The following is a 23,299-nucleotide window of genomic DNA, read 5'->3' on the forward strand; positions in this document are numbered from 1 at the left end:
GTTCCGGCACTTACAGCGTAGACCTCGCCGCAGAGGGAGTGTCAATGCAATCGCCTCCCTCTCGTCCAGACTGATGGAAGGTGGAACAACGCAACAAGGAGTTCGCCATGCATATTCTCTTGACCGGCGGTACCGGCCTGATCGGCCGCCGCCTCTGCCGCCAGTGGAGCGCCGAGGGGCACCAGCTCACCGTGCTCAGCCGCCAGCCGCAGCGCGTTCCGTCGCTGTGCGGCGAGACGGTGCGCGGCATCGCCGACTTCGAAGGCTATGGCGACGGGCCGCTGGACGCAGTGGTCAACCTGGCCGGCGAGCCGATTGCCGACAAGCCGTGGAGTGCCCGGCGCAAGGCCTTGCTGTGGGACAGCCGGGTGCGCCTGACCGAGCGCCTGGTGGCCTGGCTGGAAAGCCTCAGCCAGCGCCCGGCAGTGCTGATCAACGGCTCGGCGGTCGGCTGGTATGGCGACGCGGGTGAGCGCCCGTTGGAAGAGAACAGCGCAGCGGCCGGCGAAGACTTCGCCAGCGAGCTGTGCCTGGCCTGGGAGCAGATCGCCCGCGAGGCCGAGGCACTGGGCATCCGTGTGGTCCTGGTGCGTACCGGGTTGGTGCTGGCGCCCGAAGGTGGCTTCCTCAAGCGCCTGTTGCCGCCGTTCCGCCTGGGCGCGGGCGGGCGATTGGGGGACGGTCGCCAGTGGATGTCCTGGATCCATATAGAGGACCAGATCGCCCTGATCGATTTTCTTTTGCGCAAGGCCGATGCCGAGGGTCCCTATAATGCTTGCGCGCCGCAGCCGGTGCGCAACCGTGACTTCACCCAGGAGCTGGGCCAGGCACTGCACCGGCCGACGCTGATGCCCATGCCGGGTTTCGCCCTGCGCCTGCTGCTGGGCGAGATGTCGACCCTGCTGCTGGGCGGCCAGCGCATCGTGCCGCGACGCCTGCTGGACGCCGGCTTCGAGTTTCGTTTCCCGGAGCTGAAGGAGGCCCTGGCCGACGTGCTTCGCGAGGCCCGCTGAACCCCGGCCTGCCGAGGCCCTGCGACATCGGTGACAGCCTCGGGGCCTCTTGATGGTGCGAGCTGCGTGTAAACTGCGCAGCCCGCACGATGACCGCCTACCGCACCGGTTTAAGGACACTGCATGACCCAAAACGCCCTCCTGCTGGTCAACCTGGGATCGCCGGCTTCCACCCGGGTCGAGGACGTGCGCCGCTACCTCGATCAATTCCTCATGGACCCCTACGTGATCGATCTGCCCTGGCCGATTCGCCGGCTGCTGGTTTCGCTGGTGCTGCGCAAGCGCCCGGAGGAGTCCGCCCATGCCTATGCATCGATCTGGTGGGACGACGGCTCGCCGCTGGTCGTGCTGAGCCGCCGCCTGCAGGAGGCCGTCCGGCCGTTCTGGTCGCATGGCCCGGTGGAGCTGGGTATGCGCTACGGCGAGCCGTCCATCGAGGGTGCGCTGCTGCGCCTGAGCCAGCAGGGCATCACCCAGGTGACCTTCGCGCCGCTCTACCCGCAGTTCGCCGACAGCACCACCACCACCGCCATCGAGGAAGCCCGCCGTGTAATGCGCGAGCATGGCCTCAAGCTGGAGCTGAAGGTGCTGCCGCCGTTCTACGCGGAGCCCGAGTACCGTCAGGCGCTGGTGGATAGCGTGAAGCCCTATCTGGAGCAGCCCTACGACCATCTGTTGCTGAGCTTCCATGGCTTGCCCGAGTCTCACATCCGCAAGCTGGTGAAGGACAAGAGCCACGACCTCACCGCCAGCTCCAGCCGGGGCGTGCACGAGGATGTCATGGCTGTCTGTTACCGCAGCCAATGCCTGCGCACGGCCGAAGACTTCGCCGCGGGTGCCGGGCTGGAGGACGGGCGCTGGTCGGTGTCCTTCCAGTCGCGTCTGGGACGCAACAAGTGGATCGAGCCCTATACCGAGGCACAGCTGGACAAACTCGGCAAGCAGGGCGTGAAACGGCTGCTGGTGATGTGCCCGGCCTTCGTCGCCGATTGCATCGAGACGCTGGAAGAAATCGGCCAGCGCGGCAACGAGCAGTTCCGCGCGGCAGGTGGCGAGGAGCTGGTGCTGGTGCCTTGCCTGAATGACCAGGAGTTGTGGGCGCGCGCGCTGGCCAAGCTGTGTGAGCGGACGCCTGCCGCGATCTGATCGACTTCGGCGCTCTGGCTTCCCCTCACCCTGACCCTATCCCATAGGGAGAGGGGAGCGTTCGGTACAGGATGAAAGCTCAGCGTCAGCCGGCTCGGATTGCCCCCCCTCCCTTTGGGAGAGGGCTGGGGTGAGAGTATCTCCGGTACTTGCCTGCTCTTCGTAGGAGCGCCCCTGCTGAAACCCGGCGGCCAGCCTCTGACCACCCATTCATCAGCCAACGGCCGACGCACGCATTCAGAGACCTGATAGTGCGCGCGCTGTGTGTTCGCAATGCCTACTCTGCCGGTCTCCCCTTCGCCTTCGCCGCGATTGGCGGCGTATCAGGAGCCCGGCATGAACAACAACAATAACGGCTACCCCTCCAGTGCCGTGGCCTGGTCCACGGTTGCGATCCTCATGGTCGCCTATGTGCTTTCCTTCATCGACCGACAGATTCTCAACCTGCTGGTCGGCCCCATCCGCCGCGACCTGGAAATCAGCGACACGCAGATGAGCCTGCTGATGGGCCTGTCCTTCGCGCTGTTCTACACCCTGTGCGGCATTCCCCTCGGGCGCATGGCGGACAGCCGCAGCCGCCGCGGGCTGATCACCGTCGGCGTGCTGATCTGGAGCGCCATGACCGCCGCCTGCGGCCTGGCCAAGCAGTACTGGCACTTCCTGCTGTTCCGCGTCGGTGTCGGCGTGGGCGAGGCGGCATTGTCGCCGGCAGCCTATTCGCTGATCGCCGACAGCTTTCCGGCCAATCGCCGCGCCACCGCCATCAGCGTCTACTCCATGGGCATCTACCTCGGCTCGGGCCTGGCCTTCCTGCTCGGCGGCCTGGTAATCAAGTTCGCCTCGGCCCAGGGCGACGTGCACCTGCCGGTCCTCGGTGAAGTGCGCCCCTGGCAGCTGATCTTCCTGATTCTCGGCGCGGCCGGTGTGCTGTTCACCCTGCTGATGCTCGCAGTCAAGGAGCCGACCCGTCGTGGCGTGGGGGCCGGCGTGGTGGTGCCAATGAGCGAGGTGGGCGCCTACCTGCGCGCCAACCGCAAGACGGTGATCTGCCACAACTTCGGCTTCGCCTGCATCTCCTTCGCCAGCTACGGCAGCGGCGCCTGGGTGCCGACCTTCTTCGTCCGCACCTATGGCTGGGACGCCGGCCACGTGGGCGTGGTGTACGGCAGCATCGTCGCCGTGTTCGGCTGCCTGGGCATCGTCTGCGGTGGCCGCCTGGCCGACTACTGGGCCAAGCGCGGGCGCACCGACGCCAACATGCGCGTGGGCCTGCTGGCCGCCATCCTGGCCATCCCGCTGAGCCTGGTCTACCCGCTGCTGGACAGTGCCAATGCGGCTGCCGCGATGATGGCGCCCATCGTGTTCTTCCTCAGCATGCCCTTCGGCGTCGCCCCGGCGGCGATCCAGGAAATCATGCCCAACTCCATGCGCGGCCAGGCCTCGGCCATCTACCTGTTCGTGGTCACGCTGCTGGGCCTGGGCGTCGGCCCCACCGCCATCGCCCTGGTCACCGACTACGTGTTTGCCGACGACATGGCGCTGCGCTATTCGCTGCTGATCGTCAGTGCCGTGGCCCTGCTGGCGGGCGCGCTGTTCCTGGCCAACGGCCTGAAGCCGTACCGGGCCAGCCTCGAGCACCTCAAGAGCTGGAGCCTGAAGGGCGAGAGCGGCAGCGGCGCGATGCAACGCCAGCCGGCCTGATACTGCCAGTTCGGCACCGAGCCCCCGAGCAGCGATGCGCGGGGGCTTTTCTTTGTGCGTGGCACAATGCGACGGAACATGGGTTCGAGGGGAGATTTCCAGCATGGAAGGAAAGGGCATTCGTGCAGGGCTGCTTGTCCTGGGGGCACTGGCGCTGTGCGCTCCGGCAGGAGCGAACGAGCCTTGGGTGGCGTTCACGCAGAACGACCTCATCGGCTTCAAGGATGCGCAGGGCACGGTGCAGGTCCCGCCCAGGCTCAGCCCGATGTTCACGATGGCGCGGCGCTTCGAGCACATCATCGCCACCGGGGAGGAAACCGCCGACGGTTACCGCACCTACCACCTGCTGCGCGATGGTCGTCGGGTGGCGCCGGATGCGGTCTACTTCTTCGACAACGCGCCGGTCTGCGAGAGTGAGAACAGCATCCGCTTCCGCGATCGCCAGCGTGACAAGGTGGGGTTCCTCGATGGCCATGGCCGGGTGCTGATCCCGGCCGAGCTGAGCGACGCCAGTGCCATGCGTAACGGCATGGTCGTGGCGCTGACGGGGGCCAGCCGAACCTGCGCCGATCCGGGTATCAGCCTGGAGCATTGTGAACACCGAGGCTGGAAGGGCGGCACCGAGTTGCTGCTCGACCGCCATGGCAAGGCGCTGGTGTCGAACTTCGACAGCACCCGTGCTGGCGCGCTGGACTGGTTCTCGCAGCAGGTGAGCGAACAACCCTCCAACGACCCGCGCCGCGTCTCCTTCCAGGGAGTCGACGGTCGTTACATCAGCTTCGTCGACATCGAGAAGGACTTCGCTCTCTGGTTCAGGGACGTTTTTCTCGCGCAGCTCGATGATGATTCGCTGAAGGCGCACAGCTACTCGCGAGTCTGGCACGGTCAGGGCAGCGAATCGCTGGATGACTGGCAGGCCGCTCCGGTGGGCGATGTTTTGCGCCAACACGTGGCCGAGCTGCGCAAGCGCCTGGAAACCCTGCGTGCGTCAGGTGGCTATGGCGTGCGCCAGGACGACATGGGCTGGCCGTTCGACCCCGAGAGCGACCCGCAATACTTCGACAACTGCGGCGACTTCGCTCAGTGGATGACGCCCAAGGTCTCGGCCATGGAGCACTGGGAGCAGGGCTCATTCGAGCCGGCCAAGCATGCGAGTTTCGATTTCATCCGCACCGCCGACGGGTATCGGCTGGTGGCGTTTTCGATTCCGAAACAGTGAAGTCCCGGTTGTGCAGGAACTCTAGGAGCGAGCTTGCTCGCGAACGCGGTTTAGCCAGGGACATTGGCATCAGGCGGTTCGCGAGCAAGCTCGCTCCTACAGGGGCTGGTCGCACGGATCAAACAGAGAAAAAAGCCCCGTGGATGCGGGGCTTTTTCATTCAGTGCGCCGTGGCTGGCGTGCCGGCTTCAGCAGGCTTCTTGTCCGGCTTGGCCAGCAGCGTGTACACGCAGGGCAGGACGAACAGGGTGAACAGCGTACCGACGCTCATGCCCGTGGCGATCACCACGCCGATGTCGAAGCGGCTGACCGCGCCGGCGCCGCTGGCGAACAGCAGCGGGGTCACGCCCAGCACCATCGCTGCGGTGGTCATCAGTACCGGGCGCAGGCGGATCGCCGCGGCTTCCTCGACCGCCTCGCGCACCGACAGGCCACGCTCATGGCGCAGCTGGTTGGCGAACTCGACGATGAGGATGCCGTGCTTGCTGATCAGGCCGATCAGCGTCACCAGGCCGACCTGGGTGTAGATGTTCAGGCTCGACAGGCCGAGGAACAGCGGGATCAGCGCGCCACAGATCGACAACGGCACGGTGACCATGATCACCAATGGGTCGCGGAAGCTCTCGAACTGTGCCGCCAGCACCAGGAAGATCACTGCCAATGCCAGGGCGAAGGTGATCATCAGCGCGCTGCCTTCCTGCACGAACTGCCGCGAGGCGCCTGCGTAGTCGAAGGAGAAGCCGCGCGGCGATTCCTCTTCGGCGAAACCGCGCACCGTCTCGATGGCCTCGCCCATGCTGACCATGGGCACGCCGGAGATGATTGCCGAGTTCAATTGCTGAAACTGGTTGAGCTGGCGCGGGCGGGCGCGCTCGTGGAAGGTCACCAGGGTGGACAGCGAGATCAGCTGGCCGCTCTGGCTCTTCACGTAGTAATTGTTCAGCCAGCTCGGGTTGTCGCGGTAGGCGCGCTCGACCTGGGCGATCACCTTGTAGCTGCGCCCGTCGATGGTGAAGCGGTTGATCTCGCCTTCACCCAGCAGCGCGCCGAGGGACACGCCCAGGTCCTGCATGCTGACGCCCATCTGCGCGGCCTTGGCGCGGTCGATGTCGACCACCAGTTCGGGCTTGTCGAAGGCCAGGTCGAGGTCGAGGAAGGCGAACTTGCCTGATTCCTCGGCACGCTTCTTCACCCGCTCGGCCACCTGCAGCAGGGACTGGTAGTCGCTGGCGGTGTTGATCACGAACTGGAACGGCAGGCCCTCGCCGGTCCCTGGCAGCGACGGCAGGTTGAAGCCGAAGATCTGCAGGCCGGGAATCTTGTTCAGCTCTTCCTGTACCGCATGCAGCAGCTCCATCTGGCTGCGGTCGCGCTCGTCCCAGGGCTTGAGCAGCATGCCGCCGATGCCGGTCTGCACGCCGTTGTAGCCGTTGATCTGGAACGCCGAATAGTACTCGGGGAACTTGCGGAAGATACCCTCGAACTCGGCGGTGTACTTCGACAGGTAATCCAGGTTCGCCGTCTGCGGTGCGTTGGCCATGATGAAGACGATGCCCTGGTCTTCCTCCGGCGCCAGTTCCTTGTGGGTGAACATCAGCAGCAGCGGGATGATCGCCAGCACCAGCAGGGCGAAGACGATCACCACCGGACGGCTGTTCAGCGTGCCATGCAGGGCGCGCTGATAACGCTGCTTGAGCCCCTCGAAGATCAGGTCCAGGCGATGCGCCAGGCCGCTGGGGTTTTCGTCGTGGCGCAGCAGACGCGAGCACATCATCGGCGACAGCGTCAGGGCGACGATGCCGGAGATGATTACCGCACCGGCGAGGGTGAAGGCGAACTCCTTGAACAGCGCGCCGGTCAGGCCGCTGAGGAAGCCGATGGGCGCATACACGGCGGCCAGGGTGATGGTCATGGTCACCACCGGCACGGCGATTTCCCGCGCGCCCTCGATGGCGCCCTGGAACGGCGACTTGCCCTCCTCGATGTGGCGGTGGATGTTCTCCACCACCACGATGGCGTCGTCCACCACCAGGCCGATGGCGAGCACCATCGCCAGCAGGGTCAGCAGGTTGATCGAGTAGCCCATCATCTGCATGAAGAACAGCACGCCGATCATCGACAGCGGGATGGTCACCACCGGGATGATCACCGAGCGGAACGCGCCTAGGAACAGGAAGACCACGACGATGACGATCAGGATCGCCTCGCCCAGGGTCTTCACCACCTCGTCGATGGAGGCCTGGATAAAGCGCGTGGCGTCGTAGGCGATGGACACCTTCAGGCTCGGCGGCAGCTGTTCTTCCAGCTCCGGCATCTTGGCGCGGACTTCCTTGATCACGTCCAGCGGGTTGGAACTGGGCGTGCCCTTGATGCCGATGTACACCGACGGGATGCCGTTGAACGAGCTGACCGCGTCATAGCTCGCCGCGCCCAGTTCAATGCGCGCCACATCGCCCATCAGTACGCGGCGGTCGCCGGCGGTCTTCAGCGGGATGGCGGCGAAGGCTTCCGGGGATTTCAGGTCGGTGGTGGCGTTCACCGAGGTGACCACCATCTCGCCCTTCACCTCGCCGGCGGCGGAGAGGAAGTTGTATTCGCGTACCGCGCTGGATATATCGCCCGCTGTGATGCCGTAGGCGGCCATTTTCACCGGGTCCAGCCACAGGCGCATGGCGAACACCTGGTTGCCGAGGATTTCGGCTTCGGCGATGCCCGGCAGGGTGGCGAGCTTGGGCTGGATCACCCGCGACAGGTAGTCGGTGATCTGCGGGTTGTTCATCTGCTCGCTGAAGAAGCTGATGTACATCAGCGCCGAGGCGTCGGCCGCTTCCTTGTCGAGGATCGGGTCCTCGGCATCCGGCGGCAGCTGGGTCTTCACCTCGCCGATCTTCGACAGCAACTCGGTGACCAGGCGATCGGTGTTGGCGCCGATGTGCGCGTAGATCGAGATCACCGAGTAGTTCTGCCGGCTCACCGAGGTCATGTAGTCGATGCCTTCGGCGCTGGCGAGGCTCTGCTGCAGCGGCTGGGTGATGTAGCCCTGGATGGTCTCGGCGTTGGCGCCGGCATAGAAGGTGGTGACGGTGATCAGCGCGTTTTCCATCTGCGGATATTCGCGGATCACCAGCTTGCTGAACGCCTGCATGCCGAGCAGGACGATCAGCAGGCTGACCACGGTCGCCAGCACGGGGCGACGGATAAAGGGATCGGTGAACATAGCTCAATCCTTTAATGCGGACCCTGCCGGATGACGGCGGGGTCTGTTGGCGCGCAGCATCGAGCGACGCGCCGGCTATGCGATTACTGCGGGTCCTTGACGATGGCCACGGCGGTACCGTTGTCCAGCTTGAGCTGGCCGGAGGTCACCACTTCTTCGCCGGCCTTCAGGCCCTCGAGGATCACCACGTTGCCTTCGCGGCGTTCGCCGGTCTTCACGAAGCGGCGTTCGACTTCCAGCCTCGGTGCGTCTCCGGCCTTGGCCTCTGCGGCTTTCTCTCCGTCCTTGGGCTTGTGCGGCACCACCACGTATACCGAGTTGCCATACAGGGTGAAGGCCACGGCGGTTTCCGGCACCACGACGCGCGGCGCACTGTCGGGCAATTGCACTTCCAGGTTGGCGAACATCCCCGGCAGCAGCTTGCCCTCCGGGTTGGCCATGCTGGCGCGGACCAGCAGGTTGCGCGTCTGGTTGTCCACGCGCGGGCTGATGGCGTCTATCTGCGCGTCGAAGCTCTGGCCCGGATAGGCTGCCACGCGCACCACCACCTTCTGCCCGCGCTTGAGCAGCGGGAAGTCCTGTTCGGGCAGGAAGAAGTCCACTTGAAGGGTGGAAAGGTCCTGCAGGGTGACGATCTCGGTGCCGGGGGAAACGTAGTCGCCCACGTCCACCTGGCGGATGCCGATGGTACCGGAGAACGGCGCGAGGATGCGCTTCTTCGCCAGCGCCGCCTTGAGCTGCGCGACGGTGGCGGTGGAGCGGTTCAGCTGGGCGGCGAGGCGGTCGTACTCGCTCTTGGAGATAGCCTGGCGGCCCACCAGGCTCTTGCCGCGCTCGTACTCGACCTGGGCCAGCCCGAGGTCCGCCTCGGCGGTGCGCAGGGTGGCCTGCTCGACGTCGGATTCCAGTTGCACGACCGGCTGGCCGACCTTGACCTTGTCGCCGGAGACGAACTGCACGGCGCTCACAGTGCCGGAGACTTCCGCAGTCAGGGTCACGCCCTGGATCGCGCGCAGGGTGCCGATGGCTGCCAGACGGCTCTGCCAGTCGCGTTCTTTAGCGTGGGTCGCGTTCACGCTCACCGGCGGGCGGGGAGCCGAGAACATGGCGATCTGTCGGGTGATGGAGAGGTATTTCGAGCCGGCGAGCACCGCAACGATGACGGCAACTACGCCCAGCATGATCAGCATGCGGCGCAACATCTTCCTGTTCCTTGGTACGTGCCTGGCAGCTATCGAGCGCGATCGCTCGCCCACTATTGGCCGGGCGGCCTTCCGTTCGCGCAGATGTCGATCAGGCTCTGAAGCCTATACGTGGGACGCCCCATTGCGGGGCGCAATTGCGCACCTTATTCCTGAATCGGTGGCGAGTCAAAGGGCCGCGTTTACAAGACGTTTCCCGCTGAAACTGAAGGGTTTACGAGAAATGCGCGCTGAATCGGTGCAAATCTGGATGCAGCGCGCGGGCCGTAATCAAGCCAGGTGCAGGTGGTTGTCCCAGAAGGCCGGCGGCAGGTCCAGCGGCGTGCCGGCGATGCGTTCCTGGCGGCAGTCGTAAATGCGGCAGCGGCCCTGGCCGGAGGTGACGACAAAGCCGTCCTTCACCGCGCCGACGCCGGCGCAATCGGGCAGCGGCGCGTCCAGGCGCACGGCGCCGCTGTCCAGGTCCCAGATGAAGAAGCGGTTGCCGCGCGGCGCGGTGAGGGCGACCAGGCGCAGCTCGTTGTGCACGGCGACGCTGGCGGTGTACTGGGTCATCGCCAGGCGCTGCTCGTCGGCCAGCGGGAAGGGCTGGAAGGCCTCGCCGGGGCGCTTGATGGCGAGCAGGTCGGCGCGGTCGTGAGCATCGCCCATATACTGTTGACCGGCGACGATGGTGCCGTCCCCGGCGATGGCCAGGTGGCGCACGCTGTTCATCTGCTGCGGCAGGGTTTCCTTGGAGATCAGCGAGCCGTCGCGGCGCATCAGCACCAGGCTCGGCTCCATGGCGTCGAGGTTCATTTCCACGCGGCTTTCGGCTTCGGTACGGATACCACCGTTGGCCACCACCAGCGTTTCGCCGTCGGGCATCCAGGACACCTGGTGCGGGCCGAGGCCGTGGGTGGAAATCTCGCCGGTGTGGCTCAGGCGCTCACCGTCGAAGCGGTACACGCCGAGCATCCCGCGGCCCGGATCGGTGGTGTCGTTCTCCGTCGCGTAGAGCCATTCGCCGTCCTTGTGCCACACGCCGTGGCCGTAGAAGTGGCGGTCGGCCTGCGAGTCGAGGGTCTGCAGCAGGCGGCCGTCGTTCAGGTCGATCAGGTAGCTCTGCCGGCCCGGCCGGCGGGCGACGAACAGCGCCAGTGGCAGCTCGGGATGCTGCACCACGTCGTGGCAGCGCAGGCCGACTTCGGTGGCGAAGGCGCAGCTGCCGTCCAGGCGATAGCCCACGGCGTAGTGCTTGCCATCCGCGTCGTCACGGGCGGACAGCACCAGGGGCTCCTTGCCCTTGCGTGACAGCGTCCAGCCGCCGAAGGTCAGGGCACCGAGCAGCAGGCTGCCCAGGCCGATCACGTGACGTCGCAACATGGCGTTCACCTCTATCACTTCTCGTATTCCATCGGTCTTGCGAGCTAGAGCCAGGTTAGGCGGAAAGGTGCGGCGAATGCGGAGTTGGCTTCCAGCCAATGAGCAATTCGACGTATTTTCCAACGACACCTGGCCGACGCGCAGCAGACCGAATCAGTCTCCGTCGTTGGCGTTGAACCCCAGCTGTACGCCGAGAGCTTTCGCCAGGTCGCTTTCATGCAGGCGGTGGACGACGTTGAGGCTGTCGTACAGCTCGTTCAGTTGCTTGATGCCGGCATCGTCCTTCAGCAGTTCGCTCAAGGGTTTATTGATGGCTTTCAGCTTGCCGTGGACATCGGCGTAGGCCGCGTCGATCTTGCCGGCCAGCTCTTTCTGCTCGGCCGGCAGCAGGGCGCGCAGGCCCTTCTTGTCGGTGCCGTCCCACAGCGCCTGGGCGCCGGTCAGGCTGGAGTCCAGGCTCGCCAGCGACATGTCGCTGCGCCAGCCTTCGGCCTGGAACGGCTGCGGGATGCCCTTGCTCTGGCGACCCAGCGGGGTGCCGAGTTTCTTCTTCAGCATGTCCAGCGCGGTGACCTGCACGCGCAGCAGTTCGGCGATGGCCTCGTGAGCGTCAGCGTAGCGGTCGTTGGGGAATTTGGAGAGCTGGGCGAGCATGCCGCCGTCCTGCTTCCACTGCGCCAGGATGTTCTCCGCCAGGGCTTGCTGGTGGCTGCCGATGGCTTCCAGCAGCGGGCAGTAGCGCGCCTTGGTCTCGGCGTTGGCCAGGTCGATCTTGGCGTCGTAGAGGATGTATTCGTAGGCGGTCAGGCCCTGGACCACGACGCTGGATTTATCCAGGGTCGCCGGGGAAATCGCGTTGCCGCTGCTCAGCAGTTGCTCGACCTGGCGCGCCACGAGGTTCTTCTTGTCCGGCCAGAACTGCACCTGCCAGGAACGGTTGCCTTCGGCCAGTGGGCCGACCAGCAGCGGCTGCAGCTCGGCCCAGGCCTTCTGGGCGGCCATGAAGTCGGCGCGGGCCTTGCTCAGGTCTTCCTTGCCCTGGCAGTAGGCCAGGGCGCTGGCGGCCAGCGCGCGGTCGGCGTCGACCCAGCGGCTGTAGGTCGGCAGGATCACCTGCTGGGCCAGCGTGGCGCTGGTGGTCGCCTGCGGATCGGTGGGCGAGCAGGCGCCCAGGGCGATGGCGAGGCTGGTGATCAGAAGTCGGGGGCGGAACATGGTGGGCTCGGCTCCTTAGAGTGAGTTCAGGAACGCCAGCAGGGCGTCGCGCTGCCCGGCGTCGAAGTTCAGTACGCGTTGCTTGGCCGCTTCGGCTTCGCCGCCGTGCCAGAGCACGGCTTCGAGCAGGTTGCGGGCGCGGCCGTCATGCAGGAACTGGGTATGGCCGTTGACCGTTTCGGTCAGGCCGATGCCCCACAACGGCGCGGTGCGCCAATCGCGGCCGCTGGCGAGAAATTCCGGGCGATTGTCCGCTAGTCCCTCGCCCATGTCATGCAGCAGCAGGTCGCTGTACGGGCGGATGACCTGGTTGGCCAGTTCGGGCTCGGCGGCGTTCGGCCCGGTGGTGAACTTGGGCGTGTGGCAGCTGGCGCAACCGGAGTCGAAGAACAGCCCCTTGCCGGTCAGCACCTGCGGGTCGTCGACCTTGCGCCGCGCCGGCACCGCGAGGTTGCGGGCGTAGAAGGCGACCTGGTTGAAGATGTGCTGGCTGACTTCCGGCTTGCCGCCGTCGATGGCGTTCTTGCAGGCGGTCTGCGCTGCCGTGCAGTCGTCGCTGGGCAGCAGGTCGCTGGTCAGGCCCATGTCGCCGGAGAAGGCGTGGGCGTTCTGCTGGGCGACGTTGGGCTGCCCGGCCTTCCAGCCGAAGCGGCCGAGGACGGTCTGTTGCGTGGCATCGTCCCAGACCCGGTTCGGTCGGCCGTGGATGCCGTCGCCATTTTTGGCTTGGCGTTCCGCGTTGGCGAGGATGTCCGCCTCGCTGATGGACTCCAGCAGGCCCAGGCCGATCATCGGCGGGGCGATGCGCGCGGAGAACATCGTGTCCGCGTGCATCGGGCCGTAGCCCAGGTCGCTGATGCGCAGTTTCGGCTTGCGCAGCTCGACCACGGTGCCGTCCTTGAAGGTCACCGGCACCGCGTCGTACTCCACGCGGACCTTGCCTTCGGGCGCCACGCCGGGGATCGCCGAGTCCTGGAACTGGCCGCCGTACACCGGCTCGGGCACCACGCCCAGGCGCTTGATGGTCTCGGCGTCGGCGGAGCCGGCGGGGATCGACAGGCGCACCAGCATCGACACGGCGTTGACGTCGTTCAACTCCGGAGGATGGCCGCGGCCGTCCTTGATGTGGCAGTTCTGGCAGGCGTTGGTGTTGAACAGCGGGCCGAGGCCGTCGCGCGCGGTGGTGGTGGTCGGCGCGATCACCCAGGGATTGCGGAAGAAGCTGTTGCCCACGGCGAAGTCCAGGCGGCGGCTCGGCGTGAGGTTGGCCGAGGGCATGGAATAGGCGTTGCGGTCGCTCTGCTTGACCGTGGTGGCGCCGCCGGAAAGCGCTTCGCCAGGTTCGCTCACGGCGTGCTGGGAGGTCTCCGGCTTGCACGCGGCAAGGGCGAGGGCAGTCAGCAGCGGCACGAGGTGCAGGGCGGTACGGCGGTGGAGCATCGACGGGTTCCAGAGCGGTGACAGGGCAGCGCGCCATGTTATCAGGGGCGTCAAATGCAAATATGAAAAATTTGTATTTGCGAACGACATCGTTTGCCGCCCGGAAACGACAAAGCCCCGCAGTGCGGGGCTTTGCCTTTGCCATTTCAGTAGCTGCGGCCTGGAGCCGCAGTCACTTCAGGACGCGCGGATCAGAACTGGTGATCGGCGTTGTCCGGCTTCAGGTCCTGCACGCCGACCGCGGTAGCGGCCTTCTCGATGGCGCCGGTCTGCTTGACCAGCGAGGCGATGGCGTCGCGGATCTTCTGCTGATCGTCCTTGTCTTCCGGAGCGATCATCTGGTCGAAGTGCACACCGTCCTTCTCTGCACGGTCGACGATGACCTGCATCTTGGCTTCGGTGTTGGCCAGGTCATTCTTCAGATCGGTATCGGCGGCGGCGTCAGCCTTGGCGACCAGGTCGGACAGGCTCGGGCCCTTCACGACGCTGCCGTCGGTGCGCTTGTATTCGCCCAGGTAGATGTTGCGGATGGACTTGGCGTTGAAGAACAGGGTGTTGTGGGTGTTGTCGCTGAAGCAGTCGTGCTCGTCTTCGGTGGAGTTGGCTTCCAGCGCGACTTTCATGCGCTCGCCGGCCAGCTCGCCGAGGGACAGGGAGCCCATGCCGAAGAACATCTTGCGCAGATTGTTCTCGGCGGTGTCGGCCTCGACCTTGGCGCGGTAGTTGTCGGCGACGCCGGACTTGAAGTTGCCGTGCATTTCTTCCAGGTCGGAGACCAGCAGGTCGGTGACGGCCTTCAGGTAGGCAGCGCGACGGTCGCAATGACCATTGGTGCAGTCCTTGCCCTGGGCGTAGTCGGTGTACTTGCGATCGCCGGCGCCCGGCTTGGTGCCGTTGAGGTCCTGGCCCCAGAGGAGGAATTCGATGGCGTGGTAGCCGGTGGCGACGTTGGCTTCGGAACCGCCCAGCTCGTTCAGGCCCTTGAGCTTCTCGCCGGTGATTTCCTTGACGTCGATCTTGTCTTCGCCGACCTGGATCTCGGTGTTGGCGATGATATTGGCGGTGGCGCCGGCGTTGCCTTCGGCGTGCTGGTAGTCCTTGGCGACGTAGTCGATCAGGCCTTCGTCCAGCGGCCAGGCGTTAACCGCACCTTCCCAGTCGTCGATGATCGAGTTGCCGAAGCGGAAGGCTTCGCTCTGCGAGTAGGACGGGCGGGAAGCGATCCAGGCTTCGCGGGCGGCCTTCAGGGTTTCTTCGCTGGGCTTGGCGATCAGCGCGTCGACGGCGGTCTGCAGGGCCTTGGCGGTGGTCAGGGCGTCGCCGTAGGTGGCTTCGGCGATGTCCAGGTAGTTCTTCACCACGGCCTTGACCGCGGCCTCGTCGACCTTGGCAGCCGCTGCCGGGGCAGTGCTCTGGGTGCTGGCAGCCGGCGCGGCGGCGGGGGCTTCGGCTTTCTTGTCATCGCCGCAGCCGGCGAGGGAAATGGCGATGGCGAGCAGGCTGGCAGTGGCCCAGGGCATACGAGTCATGACGGGTTCCTTTGCATGGAGAGGAGGCGCACGAAAAAGGACTGCGCAAGAAAATCCGCAACATAATGCGAAAGATTTGCATTTTTGAAAAGAGAGATCGCTGGCGCCATTCGCCGCGGGGCCAGTAAGTTGCCACCAGAGCGGCCGCTCGCCGGAGTATCACGTGATTTAAGCGGGAGGCCGTTGTAGGGCGAAAAACACCTCTGGCGTTATCCACCGACATTGGAAGCGCAGGCGCCGGATAAAGCGTTCCGCGTTGTGCGCCCTACGGTAAGGCGGAGTCAGTGACGTTCGACGGAACCGTTGGAGTTGCCGCCGGCAGCCTCGGCCAGGCGCCGCGCCTGCTTGAGGTAGAGGGTCAGCTCGCGCGCCGGCAGCGGCTTGCTGTAGAGGTAGCCCTGACCTTCGTGGCAGCCCTGGGCGATGATGTAGGCCTCCTGCTCGACGGTCTCCACGCCCTCGGCGATCACCTGCATGCCCAGGCTCTTGCCCAGCTGGATGATGGCGCGAACGATGGTGGCGTCGTCGTCGTCCAGCAGCAGGTCCTGGACGAAGCTCTTGTCGATCTTGATCTTGTCCAGCGGCAGGCTCTTCAGGTAGCTCAGCGAGGAGTAGCCGGTGCCGAAGTCGTCGATGGCGATCAGCGCGCCGGCACGGCGCAGGCTGAGCAGGTGTTGGGCGGCAGTGGAGATGTCCTCCATCAGGCCGGTCTCGGTGACCTCCAGTTCCAGCGAGCGCGGCGGCAGGCGGTGCATCTGCAACAGGTTGCTGACCACGCGCGGCAGGGCGTTGTGGCGCAACTGCACGGTGGACAGGTTGACCGCCAGGCGCAGGTCGTCAAAACCCTGGTCGTGCCACTCGCGCAGTTGGCGGCAGGATTGGTCGAGCACCCATTCGCCGATGCTGAAGATGCTGCCGTTCTGTTCCGCCAGCGGGATGAACAGGTCCGGCGCGACCCAGCCCTGGGTCGGATGCTGCCAGCGCAGCAGCGCCTCGACGCCGACCACGCGGTGATCGCGGTAATCCACCTGCGGCTGGTACACGAGGTGCAGTTCGTTGCGCGCCAGGGCTTCGCGCAGGTCCTTCTCCAGTTCGCGGCGGCGGCGCATCTCGCTGTCGACGCTGGCGATGTAGAACTGGTAGCGGTTGCGCGAGCGGCTCTTGGCCAGGGTCATGGTCTGTTCGGCTTTCTGCAGCAGCTTCTCGGTGGTCTCGCCGTCCTCGGGGAACAGGGTGATGCCGATGGTGGCGCGCAGGTGGACCAGGTGCTGGTCCAGCTCGAAGGGCGCTTCGAGGTCGTCGAGGATCTGCTGGGCGAGCTCCGCTGCTTCGTAGGGCTGCTCGATGTCGGCCTGGACCAGGGCGAACTGGTCTCCACCCAGCCGCGCCAGGGCGCCGAGGTGCGCGCTGCGGGTGCGCAGGCGGTCGGCGAGGGCGATCAACAACTGGTCACCGAACTGGTAGCTGTACTGCTCGTTGATGCCCTTGAAGTCATCCAGGCCCAGGCAGAGCACGGCGACGCGGCGCTGCAGGCGCGAGGCGCCTTCGAGTATCTGGTCCAGGCGCTGTTGCAGCAGCTTGCGGTTGGGCAGGCCGGTGAGGAAGTCGTACTGGGAGATGCGCAGCAGGCTGTCTTCGGCCTCGCGGCGCAGGTGGCCGTTGCGCTCGATGGAGGCCAGCAACTGGTTGGCGGTATTCACCCACAGGCCCAGTTCGTCCTTCTCATGGCCGTCGGGCATCGGCAGCTTGTGCTGGCTGGGGCGGTCCGGGTTGATCGAGGCCAGGTGTTCGATGATCTTCGACAGCGGCTTGGTCAGCAGCCAGTGGTAGACCATGAACAGCACCAGGCTCAGGGCCATGGCGCGGAGGATGCCGGAGATGAAGATGATCACCGAAGTGGCGACGAAATCGTTGCCGTAGGGCGCGGTGTCGAGGGTGATCTTCAGGTCGCCGTAGTATTCGTTGGAGCCGCCCCGGCCGGCGAGGCGGATGGAGTAGTTCTGCTCGGCGCCGAGGATCGGGTCGGTCAGCCAGCGGGTATTGGAGTCCAGCAGCGGGCGGGATTTTTCCGCCAGCATGGGTTCGTCCGGGTGGCCGATGGCGGCATAGCGCACGGCTTCGTGCTGGAACAGGCCTTCGAGGACCTGCATCGCCATGTCGCGGTCCAGGCTGTAGACGGCCTGGGTGGAAGGGTCGCGGACCATCGCCAGGATGCGCTGGGCGTCGTTGTGTACGTTCTGGCGCGCCTTGTGGGCGTCATAGACGATCTGGGCACAGCTGAGTACCACCCCGACCACGAGGGCCGCGAGCAATACCATTCGCAGCAGCTTGAGGGAGAGGCTGTGCCGGGGATCCAGTTTCAAGGTCTTTCCTTGTTTCTCGCCAGGGGCGAACGACTGGGGCTGAGTATTGGCAATTGGCGCAATGGCGTCAAAGGGCCATCGTTGTGTTTCGTGACTGTACCGGCCTTTCAGGTTAGCCGACACGAAGGCGTTACGCGCCCATTACGAAAAAACCCGGCACGGGGCCGGGTTTTTTCAGATCAATCGGGGGGCGATCAAGCAGCGAACTGCTCGGCCACGAAATCCCAGTTGACCAGGTTCCAGAATGCCTCGACGTACTTCGGACGCAGGTTGCGGTAGTCGATGTAGTAGGCGTGCTCCCAGACGTCGCAGGTCAGCAGCGGAGTGTCGCCGCTGGTCAGCGGGCAGCCGGCGCCGATGGTGCTGGCCAGGGCCAGGGAGCCGTCGGCTTTCTTCACCAGCCAACCCCAGCCGGAGCCGAAGGTGCCGATGGAGGTCTTGCTGAACTCTTCCTTGAACTTGTCGAAGGAACCGAAGGCAGCGTTGATGGCGTCAGCCAGGGCGCCGGTGGGCTGGCCACCGCCGTTGGGGCTCAGGCAGTTCCAGTAGAAGGTGTGGTTCCACACCTGGGCTGCGTTGTTGAAGATGCCGCCCGACGAGGTCTTGACGATGTCTTCCAGGCTCTTGCCTTCGAACTCGGTACCCGGAACCAGGTTGTTCAGATTCACGACGTAGGTGTTGTGGTGCTTGTCGTGGTGGTATTCCAGGGTTTCCGCGGAAATGTGCGGCTCAAGGGCGTTCTTCGCGTAAGGCAGCGGCGGCAATTCGAAAGCCATGGTCTCTCTCCTATCTCACTCAGTCTGGGCTAGCGCGACGAGCGCGCGACCGGTACACGGGGCCGGTTCGATGTTTGTCGCGGCATCCGGGCGTAGCTGCAATGCGCCCCATCAAGAGGCAGGCAGCGCGCCAGTTGCGTCCGGAAGGCTCAGAGCCCGCCGGCGCCGCGAAGGTCGGATCATAGCACCCGACCTGTGGCATATCCACGCAGCAACTGTAGGGGCAAAGGCCCAAGGTCGCGGGCTGCGTGCAATCACTCCACCTTAGACTGACCGGGACGGCGGATCGTCGTTCGGACTATTTTCCCGCGAAGTGCTGGGATCAGGCGGCAAACACCAGTTGCGCGGCCATGCCCAGCATCATCACGGCGACCATCAGGTCCACCAGGCGCCAGGTGGCAGGGCGCGCCAGCCAGGGCGCGAGCCAGGCGGCACCGAAGGCCAGGGTGAAGAACCACAGCAGGGATGCGCTGGCCGCGCCCATGGCGTAGGCGCCGGGGGCGGCCTGCTGGGCGCCGAGTGAACCGATCAGCAGCACAGTGTCGAGGTAGACGTGGGGATTGAGCAGGGTAACCGCCAGCGCGGCCATCAGCACGGTGCGGCGCGAGCGCGGGCCGGTTTCTCCGGCGTTGGCCATGGCCTCGGGTGCGACTGCACGACGCAGTGCCTTGAGGCCGTACCAGACCAGGAAGGTGACACCGCCCCAGCGGGCGATGGCCAGCAGCGTCGGGTTCTCGGCGAGGATCTTCGCCAGGCCGAACACCCCGGCGCTGACCAGGATGGCGTCACAGGCCACGCACAGCGCGGCGACCGACAGGTGATGCTCGCGGCGCAGGCTCTGGGCGAGGACGAAGGCGTTCTGCGCGCCGATGGCGATGATCAGCCCGGCGGCGACCAGGATGCCGTTGAGATAGCTCTGCCACATGATTCAGATCCCTTCCGGGTCGAGCGTGAGCGCGTGCAAGACGTCCAGCGCGCGCGGGCCGTCGGCGTGGGCGACGAACAGATGGTCGTGGTACCAGGCGGCGACCACGTTGCAGCTGATCCCGGCCTTGGCCAGGGCCGTCGCGACGGCGGCGGTGAGGCCTACCGCCTGCAATGCCGAGTGCACTTCGAGGGTCAGCCACGCGGCGACGTAGTCGAAGGCCAGCCCGGCCTGTTCTGCCTCGGCGCGGGGCAGGATCAGCGTCAACCCTTCGCTTTCACGGAAGCTGCCCAGCGGCTGCAGGCCGGCGGGTATTTGCCCGTCGGGCAAGGTGCAATAGACGTATTCGCCGTCATTGAGCACCGGGGTCATGTCGCGCAGCAGCGCGGCCAGGGAGGTTTCGCCAGCCATGAGGATCAGTCCGTCGAGTAGGGAGTGCTGGCGATTGTCTGGTTTTCGCGGGTATAAGAAAAACCAATACTGCTGATATCTCATTAGGAAAAATGATCATGTTCGACTACAAGCTGCTTGCCGCCCTGGCCGCCGTGGTGGAACAGGGTGGTTTCGAGCGCGGCGCCCAGGTGCTGGGGCTGTCGCAGTCGGCGATTTCCCAGCGCATCAAGCTGCTCGAGGCGCGGGTCGGCCAGCCGGTGCTGGTGCGCGCGGCGCGGCCGCAGCCGACCGATCTCGGCCAGCGCCTGCTCAACCATGTGCAGCAGGTGCGCCTGCTGGAGGGCGACCTGCAGCAATCGGTGCCTGCGCTGGACGACGGCGCTGCGCCCGAGCGCCTGCGCCTGGCGCTGAACGCCGACAGCCTGGCGACCTGGTGGGCGCAGGCGGTCGGGGACTTCTGTGGCGAGCGCCATGTGTTGCTGGACCTTGTCGTCGAGGACCAGGAAGTCGGCCTCAAGCGCATGCGCGCCGGCGAGGTGGCCGGTTGTGTCTGTGCCAGCCCGCGCCCGGTGGCCGGCGGGCGCTGCGAGGCATTGGGCGCCATGCGCTATCGCGGGCTGGCCAGCCCGGAATTCATTGCCCGGCATTTTCCCAAGGGAGTGAAGCCCGAAGGGCTGGTGCGCGCCCCGGCCATCGTCTACGGGCCGGACGATCAACTGCAGCACCGCTACCTGAAGGCCCTGGGCGTCGATGGTCACTTCAGCTACCACCTGTGCCCGTCTTCCGAGGGCTTCGTGCGCATGACCAGCGGCGGCCTCGGCTGGGGGCTGGTGCCCGAGCAGCAGGTGCGCGGCGAGCTGGAACGCGGTGAGCTGATGGACATGCTGCCGGGGCGGGTGATCGACGTTCCGCTTTACTGGCACCACTGGCGCAACGGCGGCGAACTGCTCGCCGCGCTGACCCGGCACCTGCTGGCGAAGGCGCCGGGGCTGATGGTGCCGATCAGCCGCGAATGACGATGCTGCCGCTGCCGGGCAACTGCTCGATGCAGCGCGCGCCGAAGAGCTTCGACGGTGTGAAGTAGCCGACGCTGGTGGGATTGGCCAGCAGATGGCGCACCGCGAAGAGCACGCCGTGGATGGTCACGTCATAGCCGTTGGCCGTTTCCAGGCGCGCCGTGCAGCGTTCGCCACGGGCATTGCGCACTTCGCCCCAGACCCAGGTGCGCAGCTTGCCGCGCGCCACTTCGTCCGGGCCGTGGACGCGCTTCTCCACCTGCTCCTTGAGCCAGTCCTGCACGCGGTCGCGGCCCAGCAGCGGGCGCAAGCTGTCCATCACGCGCATGCCGATGGCGGCGGCGGGCGGCACCGGCAGGTACACCTCGATGTCGCCGATGCCGGTGGAGTAATAGGCTGTCGCCACGTCGCCCCAGGGAATGGTCACGGCATGCTTGAGGCCGCGGCCGAAGTCGATGTCGCGGCGCTTGTAGCCCAACGGCACGTCGCGCAGGCGGCCGGCTTCGCGCACCTTGCCGCCCAGCTTGAGGCCTTCGACGGTGGTCTTGGCGGTACCCGGCGAAAGGCCGCTGCCGCTGTCGAAGCCCAGCGCCAGGGACGTGGCGTCGGGCATGGCTTCCTTGAGGCAGGCGGCGACGCAGTCGGTGGGGATCACGTCGAAGCCGACGCCGGGGCAGATCGCCGCGCCTGCCGTGCGCGCCACTTCGTCGAGGCCGTGGGCGTATTCGAAGACGGATATCTCCCCGGTGATGTCGACGTAATGGGCGCCGCTGGCGATGCACGCTTCGATCATCGGCGCGGCGGTGGCGGAGAAGGGGCCCGCGCAGTTGGCGACCACGGCGATATCTTCCAGCGTGGCCAGGGCGGCGGCGCTGTCGTTCAGGTCGAACACCCGGCACTCCAGTCCCAGCGAACTGCCCAGCGCATGCAGGCTGGCCGGGTTGCGGCCGCCGAGGATCGGCGTCAGGCCTTCGCGTTGCGCCTGCTCGGCCACCAGCCGGCCGGTGTAGCCGTTGGCGCCGTAGATCATCCAGTGGGACTTGCTCATGATGTGGCCTCGTGGATACGCGTGAGTGCCTCAAGGGTAGTCGCAACCACCCCCGGCATGTCGCCGATCTCAAGTCGTGCAACCCTGCCGGCTCGCTGCGGTCTGCAAGGATTCGTTTCTGGCGTGCAAGGCCAGAGTGGTAGCGTGCGGCGGCTGATAGAGTCGCCGGAAATAAAAACAGGAGTGGCGTGCATGAAGATTCTGGTCACCGGAGCCAGCGGGTTCATTGGCGGGCGTTTCGCTCGCTTCGCCCTGGAGCAGGGGCTGGCGGTACGGGTGAACGGACGCCGCGAGGAAGCGCTGCAACCGCTGGTGGCGCGTGGCGCGGAGTTCATGGCCGGCGACCTGTCGGACCCGGCGCTGGTGCGCGCGCTGTGCAGCGACGTCGACGCCGTGGTGCATTGCGCTGGTGCGGTCGGTGTGTGGGGCAGCCACGAGTACTTCCACCAGGCCAACGTGGTGATGACCGAGGCCATCGTCGAGGCGTGCCTGAAGCAGAAGGTCCGCCGTTTGGTGCACCTGTCCTCGCCATCGATCTATTTCGACGGCCAGTCCCATGTCGGCATCAATGAAGAACAGGTGCCCAAGCGCTTCGCCAACCATTACGGCTCGACCAAGTATCAGTCGGAACTGGTCGCCCTCGGCGCCCAGGAGTTCGGCCTGGAAGTGCTGGCGCTGCGCCCGCGTTTCGTCACCGGCGCCGGCGACACCAGCATCTTCCCGCGGATGATCGCCGCGCACCGCAAGGGCCGCCTGCGCATCATCGGCCAGGGCCTGAACAAGGTGGACTTCACCAGCATCCAGAACCTCAACGACGCACTGTTTTCCAGCCTGATGGCCGGCGACGCGGCGCTCGGCCAAGCCTACAACATCAGCAACGGGCAGCCGCTGCCGTTGTGGGACGTGGTGAACTACGTGCTGCGCCGACTGGACATGCAGCCGGTGGAGCGGCACATGCCCTACGGGTTGGCGTACAACCTGGCGCTGATCAACGAGGGCGTGTGCAAGGTCCTGCCCGGTCGCCCGGAGCCGACCCTGCATCGCCTGGGCATGGCGGTGATGGCCAAGGACTTCTCCCTGGATATCTCCCGTGCGCGCCAGTACCTCGACTACGACCCGCAGAACAGCCTGTGGGATGCGCTGGACGAGTTCTGTGACTGGTGGCGGTTGCGCGGCATGTAGAGGCTCGCTCCTGCGAGAGCTTTCTCTGCCTAGCGTGGTGCGCGAGCACCGCCACGCAGTGGGCCGGAATACTGTTGCTCGCCGCCGCCCTGCATTGGCAGAAAGCTCGGCTCCTGCACCAGGCGCGGTAACTGTATGCCGCTCAGCTCGCTGAGGCGCTCGCCCAACTGGCGGGTCTCCTCGCAACTGGAATCGGCACAGGCGCGCAGCATTCGCTCGATGGCATCGCTCTGCTGGTACTGGATCTCCAGCGCCTGTTCTTCACGCAGACGGCGGCGCAATTCGCGCATGCAATCCAGGATGGCCTTGTTGAGTTCGATCACCCGACTTCCTCCCCCGCGAAGGGCGCCAAAGCGGCGCCAAGTATCGGGAGCAGGAGCAAGGGGCGTGCCACGATGTCGCAAAGCCACTATTGGCGGGTCGCCTGGGGAACTGCGCCCTCCGTCACGGGTCTTCTGTGCGCCGACGAGGTGCGTGACGCCCTGTGATGGCACGCTGCTCCCAGGCTGCTCTCAGAGTCATGCGAACGGATATACTGCGCCCTGCGCA

At 65.9% G+C, this 23,299-nt stretch carries 18 protein-coding genes; 6 read left to right on the forward strand and 12 right to left on the reverse strand.

All coding sequences use genetic code 11. The annotated features are described in order from the left end of the window. Window positions 1-107 precede the first annotated feature (107 nt). The 4 genes from A9513_RS08015 to A9513_RS08030 all read left to right on the forward strand — a co-directional run bounded on the left by A9513_RS08015 (window position 108) and on the right by A9513_RS08030 (window position 5,079). Window positions 108-1,013, forward strand: a complete 906-nt coding sequence (locus A9513_RS08015) for a TIGR01777 family oxidoreductase (protein ID WP_065084423.1) — start codon at window positions 108-110, stop codon at window positions 1,011-1,013. A 123-nt stretch (window positions 1,014-1,136) separates the two neighbouring features. Then, window positions 1,137-2,159, forward strand: a complete 1,023-nt coding sequence (hemH, locus tag A9513_RS08020; protein ID WP_024762582.1) for a ferrochelatase — start codon at window positions 1,137-1,139, stop codon at window positions 2,157-2,159. A gap of 336 nt (window positions 2,160-2,495) precedes the next feature. After that, complete coding sequence (locus tag A9513_RS08025; protein ID WP_037014720.1) at window positions 2,496-3,860, forward strand: MFS transporter; 1,365 nt, start codon at window positions 2,496-2,498, stop codon at window positions 3,858-3,860. A gap of 187 nt (window positions 3,861-4,047) precedes the next feature. After that, entirely contained in the window at window positions 4,048-5,079 is a 1,032-nt protein-coding gene (locus tag A9513_RS08030; protein WP_065084424.1) for a hypothetical protein, read from the forward strand. 160 nt (window positions 5,080-5,239) lie between these two features. On the opposite strand, the gene A9513_RS08035 is transcribed toward A9513_RS08030, so the two are convergent. The 10 genes from A9513_RS08035 to A9513_RS08080 all read right to left on the reverse strand — a co-directional run bounded on the left by A9513_RS08035 (window position 5,240) and on the right by A9513_RS08080 (window position 19,522). Then, complete coding sequence (locus A9513_RS08035) at window positions 5,240-8,296, reverse strand: multidrug efflux RND transporter permease subunit (RefSeq protein WP_065084425.1); 3,057 nt, start codon at window positions 8,294-8,296, stop codon at window positions 5,240-5,242. Between the two features lie 83 nt (window positions 8,297-8,379). Continuing rightward, on the reverse strand, window positions 8,380-9,498 hold the full coding sequence (locus tag A9513_RS08040) for an efflux RND transporter periplasmic adaptor subunit (protein WP_065084426.1): 1,119 nt from the start codon (window positions 9,496-9,498) through the stop codon (window positions 8,380-8,382). A gap of 270 nt (window positions 9,499-9,768) precedes the next feature. Beyond that, window positions 9,769-10,863, reverse strand: a complete 1,095-nt coding sequence (locus A9513_RS08045; protein WP_037009471.1) for a DUF1513 domain-containing protein — start codon at window positions 10,861-10,863, stop codon at window positions 9,769-9,771. Window positions 10,864-11,016: 153 nt separating this feature from the next. Continuing rightward, a complete protein-coding gene (locus A9513_RS08050; RefSeq protein ID WP_065084427.1) occupies window positions 11,017-12,078 on the reverse strand; it encodes an imelysin family protein in 1,062 nt (353 codons plus the stop codon). Between the two features lie 15 nt (window positions 12,079-12,093). Continuing rightward, window positions 12,094-13,518: a di-heme oxidoredictase family protein gene (locus A9513_RS08055; RefSeq protein WP_065084428.1), complete on the reverse strand. Its 1,425-nt coding sequence runs from the start codon at window positions 13,516-13,518 to the stop codon at window positions 12,094-12,096. Between the two features lie 191 nt (window positions 13,519-13,709). Continuing rightward, window positions 13,710-15,047, reverse strand: coding sequence for an imelysin family protein (locus A9513_RS08060; protein ID WP_024762589.1), 1,338 nt, complete (start codon window positions 15,045-15,047; stop codon window positions 13,710-13,712). 281 nt (window positions 15,048-15,328) lie between these two features. Next, window positions 15,329-17,410 (reverse strand): bifunctional diguanylate cyclase/phosphodiesterase, encoded by a 2,082-nt coding sequence (locus A9513_RS08065; RefSeq protein WP_024762590.1) that lies wholly within the window; start codon window positions 17,408-17,410, stop codon window positions 15,329-15,331. Window positions 17,411-17,604: 194 nt separating this feature from the next. Next, complete coding sequence (gene sodB, locus A9513_RS08070; RefSeq protein WP_024762591.1) at window positions 17,605-18,186, reverse strand: superoxide dismutase [Fe]; 582 nt, start codon at window positions 18,184-18,186, stop codon at window positions 17,605-17,607. Window positions 18,187-18,508: 322 nt separating this feature from the next. Continuing rightward, entirely contained in the window at window positions 18,509-19,111 is a 603-nt protein-coding gene (locus A9513_RS08075) for a LysE/ArgO family amino acid transporter (protein WP_037009461.1), read from the reverse strand. A gap of 3 nt (window positions 19,112-19,114) precedes the next feature. Further along, window positions 19,115-19,522 carry an ACT domain-containing protein gene (locus A9513_RS08080; protein WP_037009458.1) on the reverse strand — a complete coding sequence of 136 codons (408 nt, stop codon included), beginning with the start codon at window positions 19,520-19,522 and terminating at the stop codon, window positions 19,115-19,117. 92 nt (window positions 19,523-19,614) lie between these two features. On the opposite strand from A9513_RS08080, the gene A9513_RS08085 reads away from it, so the two are divergent. After that, the gene (locus A9513_RS08085) at window positions 19,615-20,520 is read left to right on the forward strand and encodes a LysR family transcriptional regulator ArgP (RefSeq protein WP_141678353.1); all 906 of its coding nucleotides are present in this window, start codon (window positions 19,615-19,617) and stop codon (window positions 20,518-20,520) included. On the opposite strand, the gene A9513_RS08090 is transcribed toward A9513_RS08085, so the two are convergent. Beyond that, window positions 20,507-21,568: a trans-acting enoyl reductase family protein gene (locus tag A9513_RS08090; RefSeq protein ID WP_065084429.1), complete on the reverse strand. Its 1,062-nt coding sequence runs from the start codon at window positions 21,566-21,568 to the stop codon at window positions 20,507-20,509. The genes A9513_RS08085 and A9513_RS08090 overlap by 14 nt on opposite strands. A 192-nt stretch (window positions 21,569-21,760) precedes the next feature. On the opposite strand from A9513_RS08090, the gene A9513_RS08095 reads away from it, so the two are divergent. Beyond that, entirely contained in the window at window positions 21,761-22,750 is a 990-nt protein-coding gene (locus A9513_RS08095) for an NAD(P)-dependent oxidoreductase (RefSeq protein WP_024762596.1), read from the forward strand. A gap of 29 nt (window positions 22,751-22,779) precedes the next feature. Here the strand turns inward: A9513_RS08095 and A9513_RS08100 are convergent, their stop codons facing one another. Beyond that, a complete protein-coding gene (locus A9513_RS08100; RefSeq protein ID WP_037009468.1) occupies window positions 22,780-23,070 on the reverse strand; it encodes a hypothetical protein in 291 nt (96 codons plus the stop codon). Window positions 23,071-23,299 lie beyond the last annotated feature (229 nt).

Origin of the sequence: Pseudomonas sp. AU12215 (assembly GCF_001675465.2) — a bacterium.
GTDB classification, from domain to species: Bacteria; Pseudomonadota; Gammaproteobacteria; order Pseudomonadales; family Pseudomonadaceae; genus Pseudomonas; species Pseudomonas nitroreducens.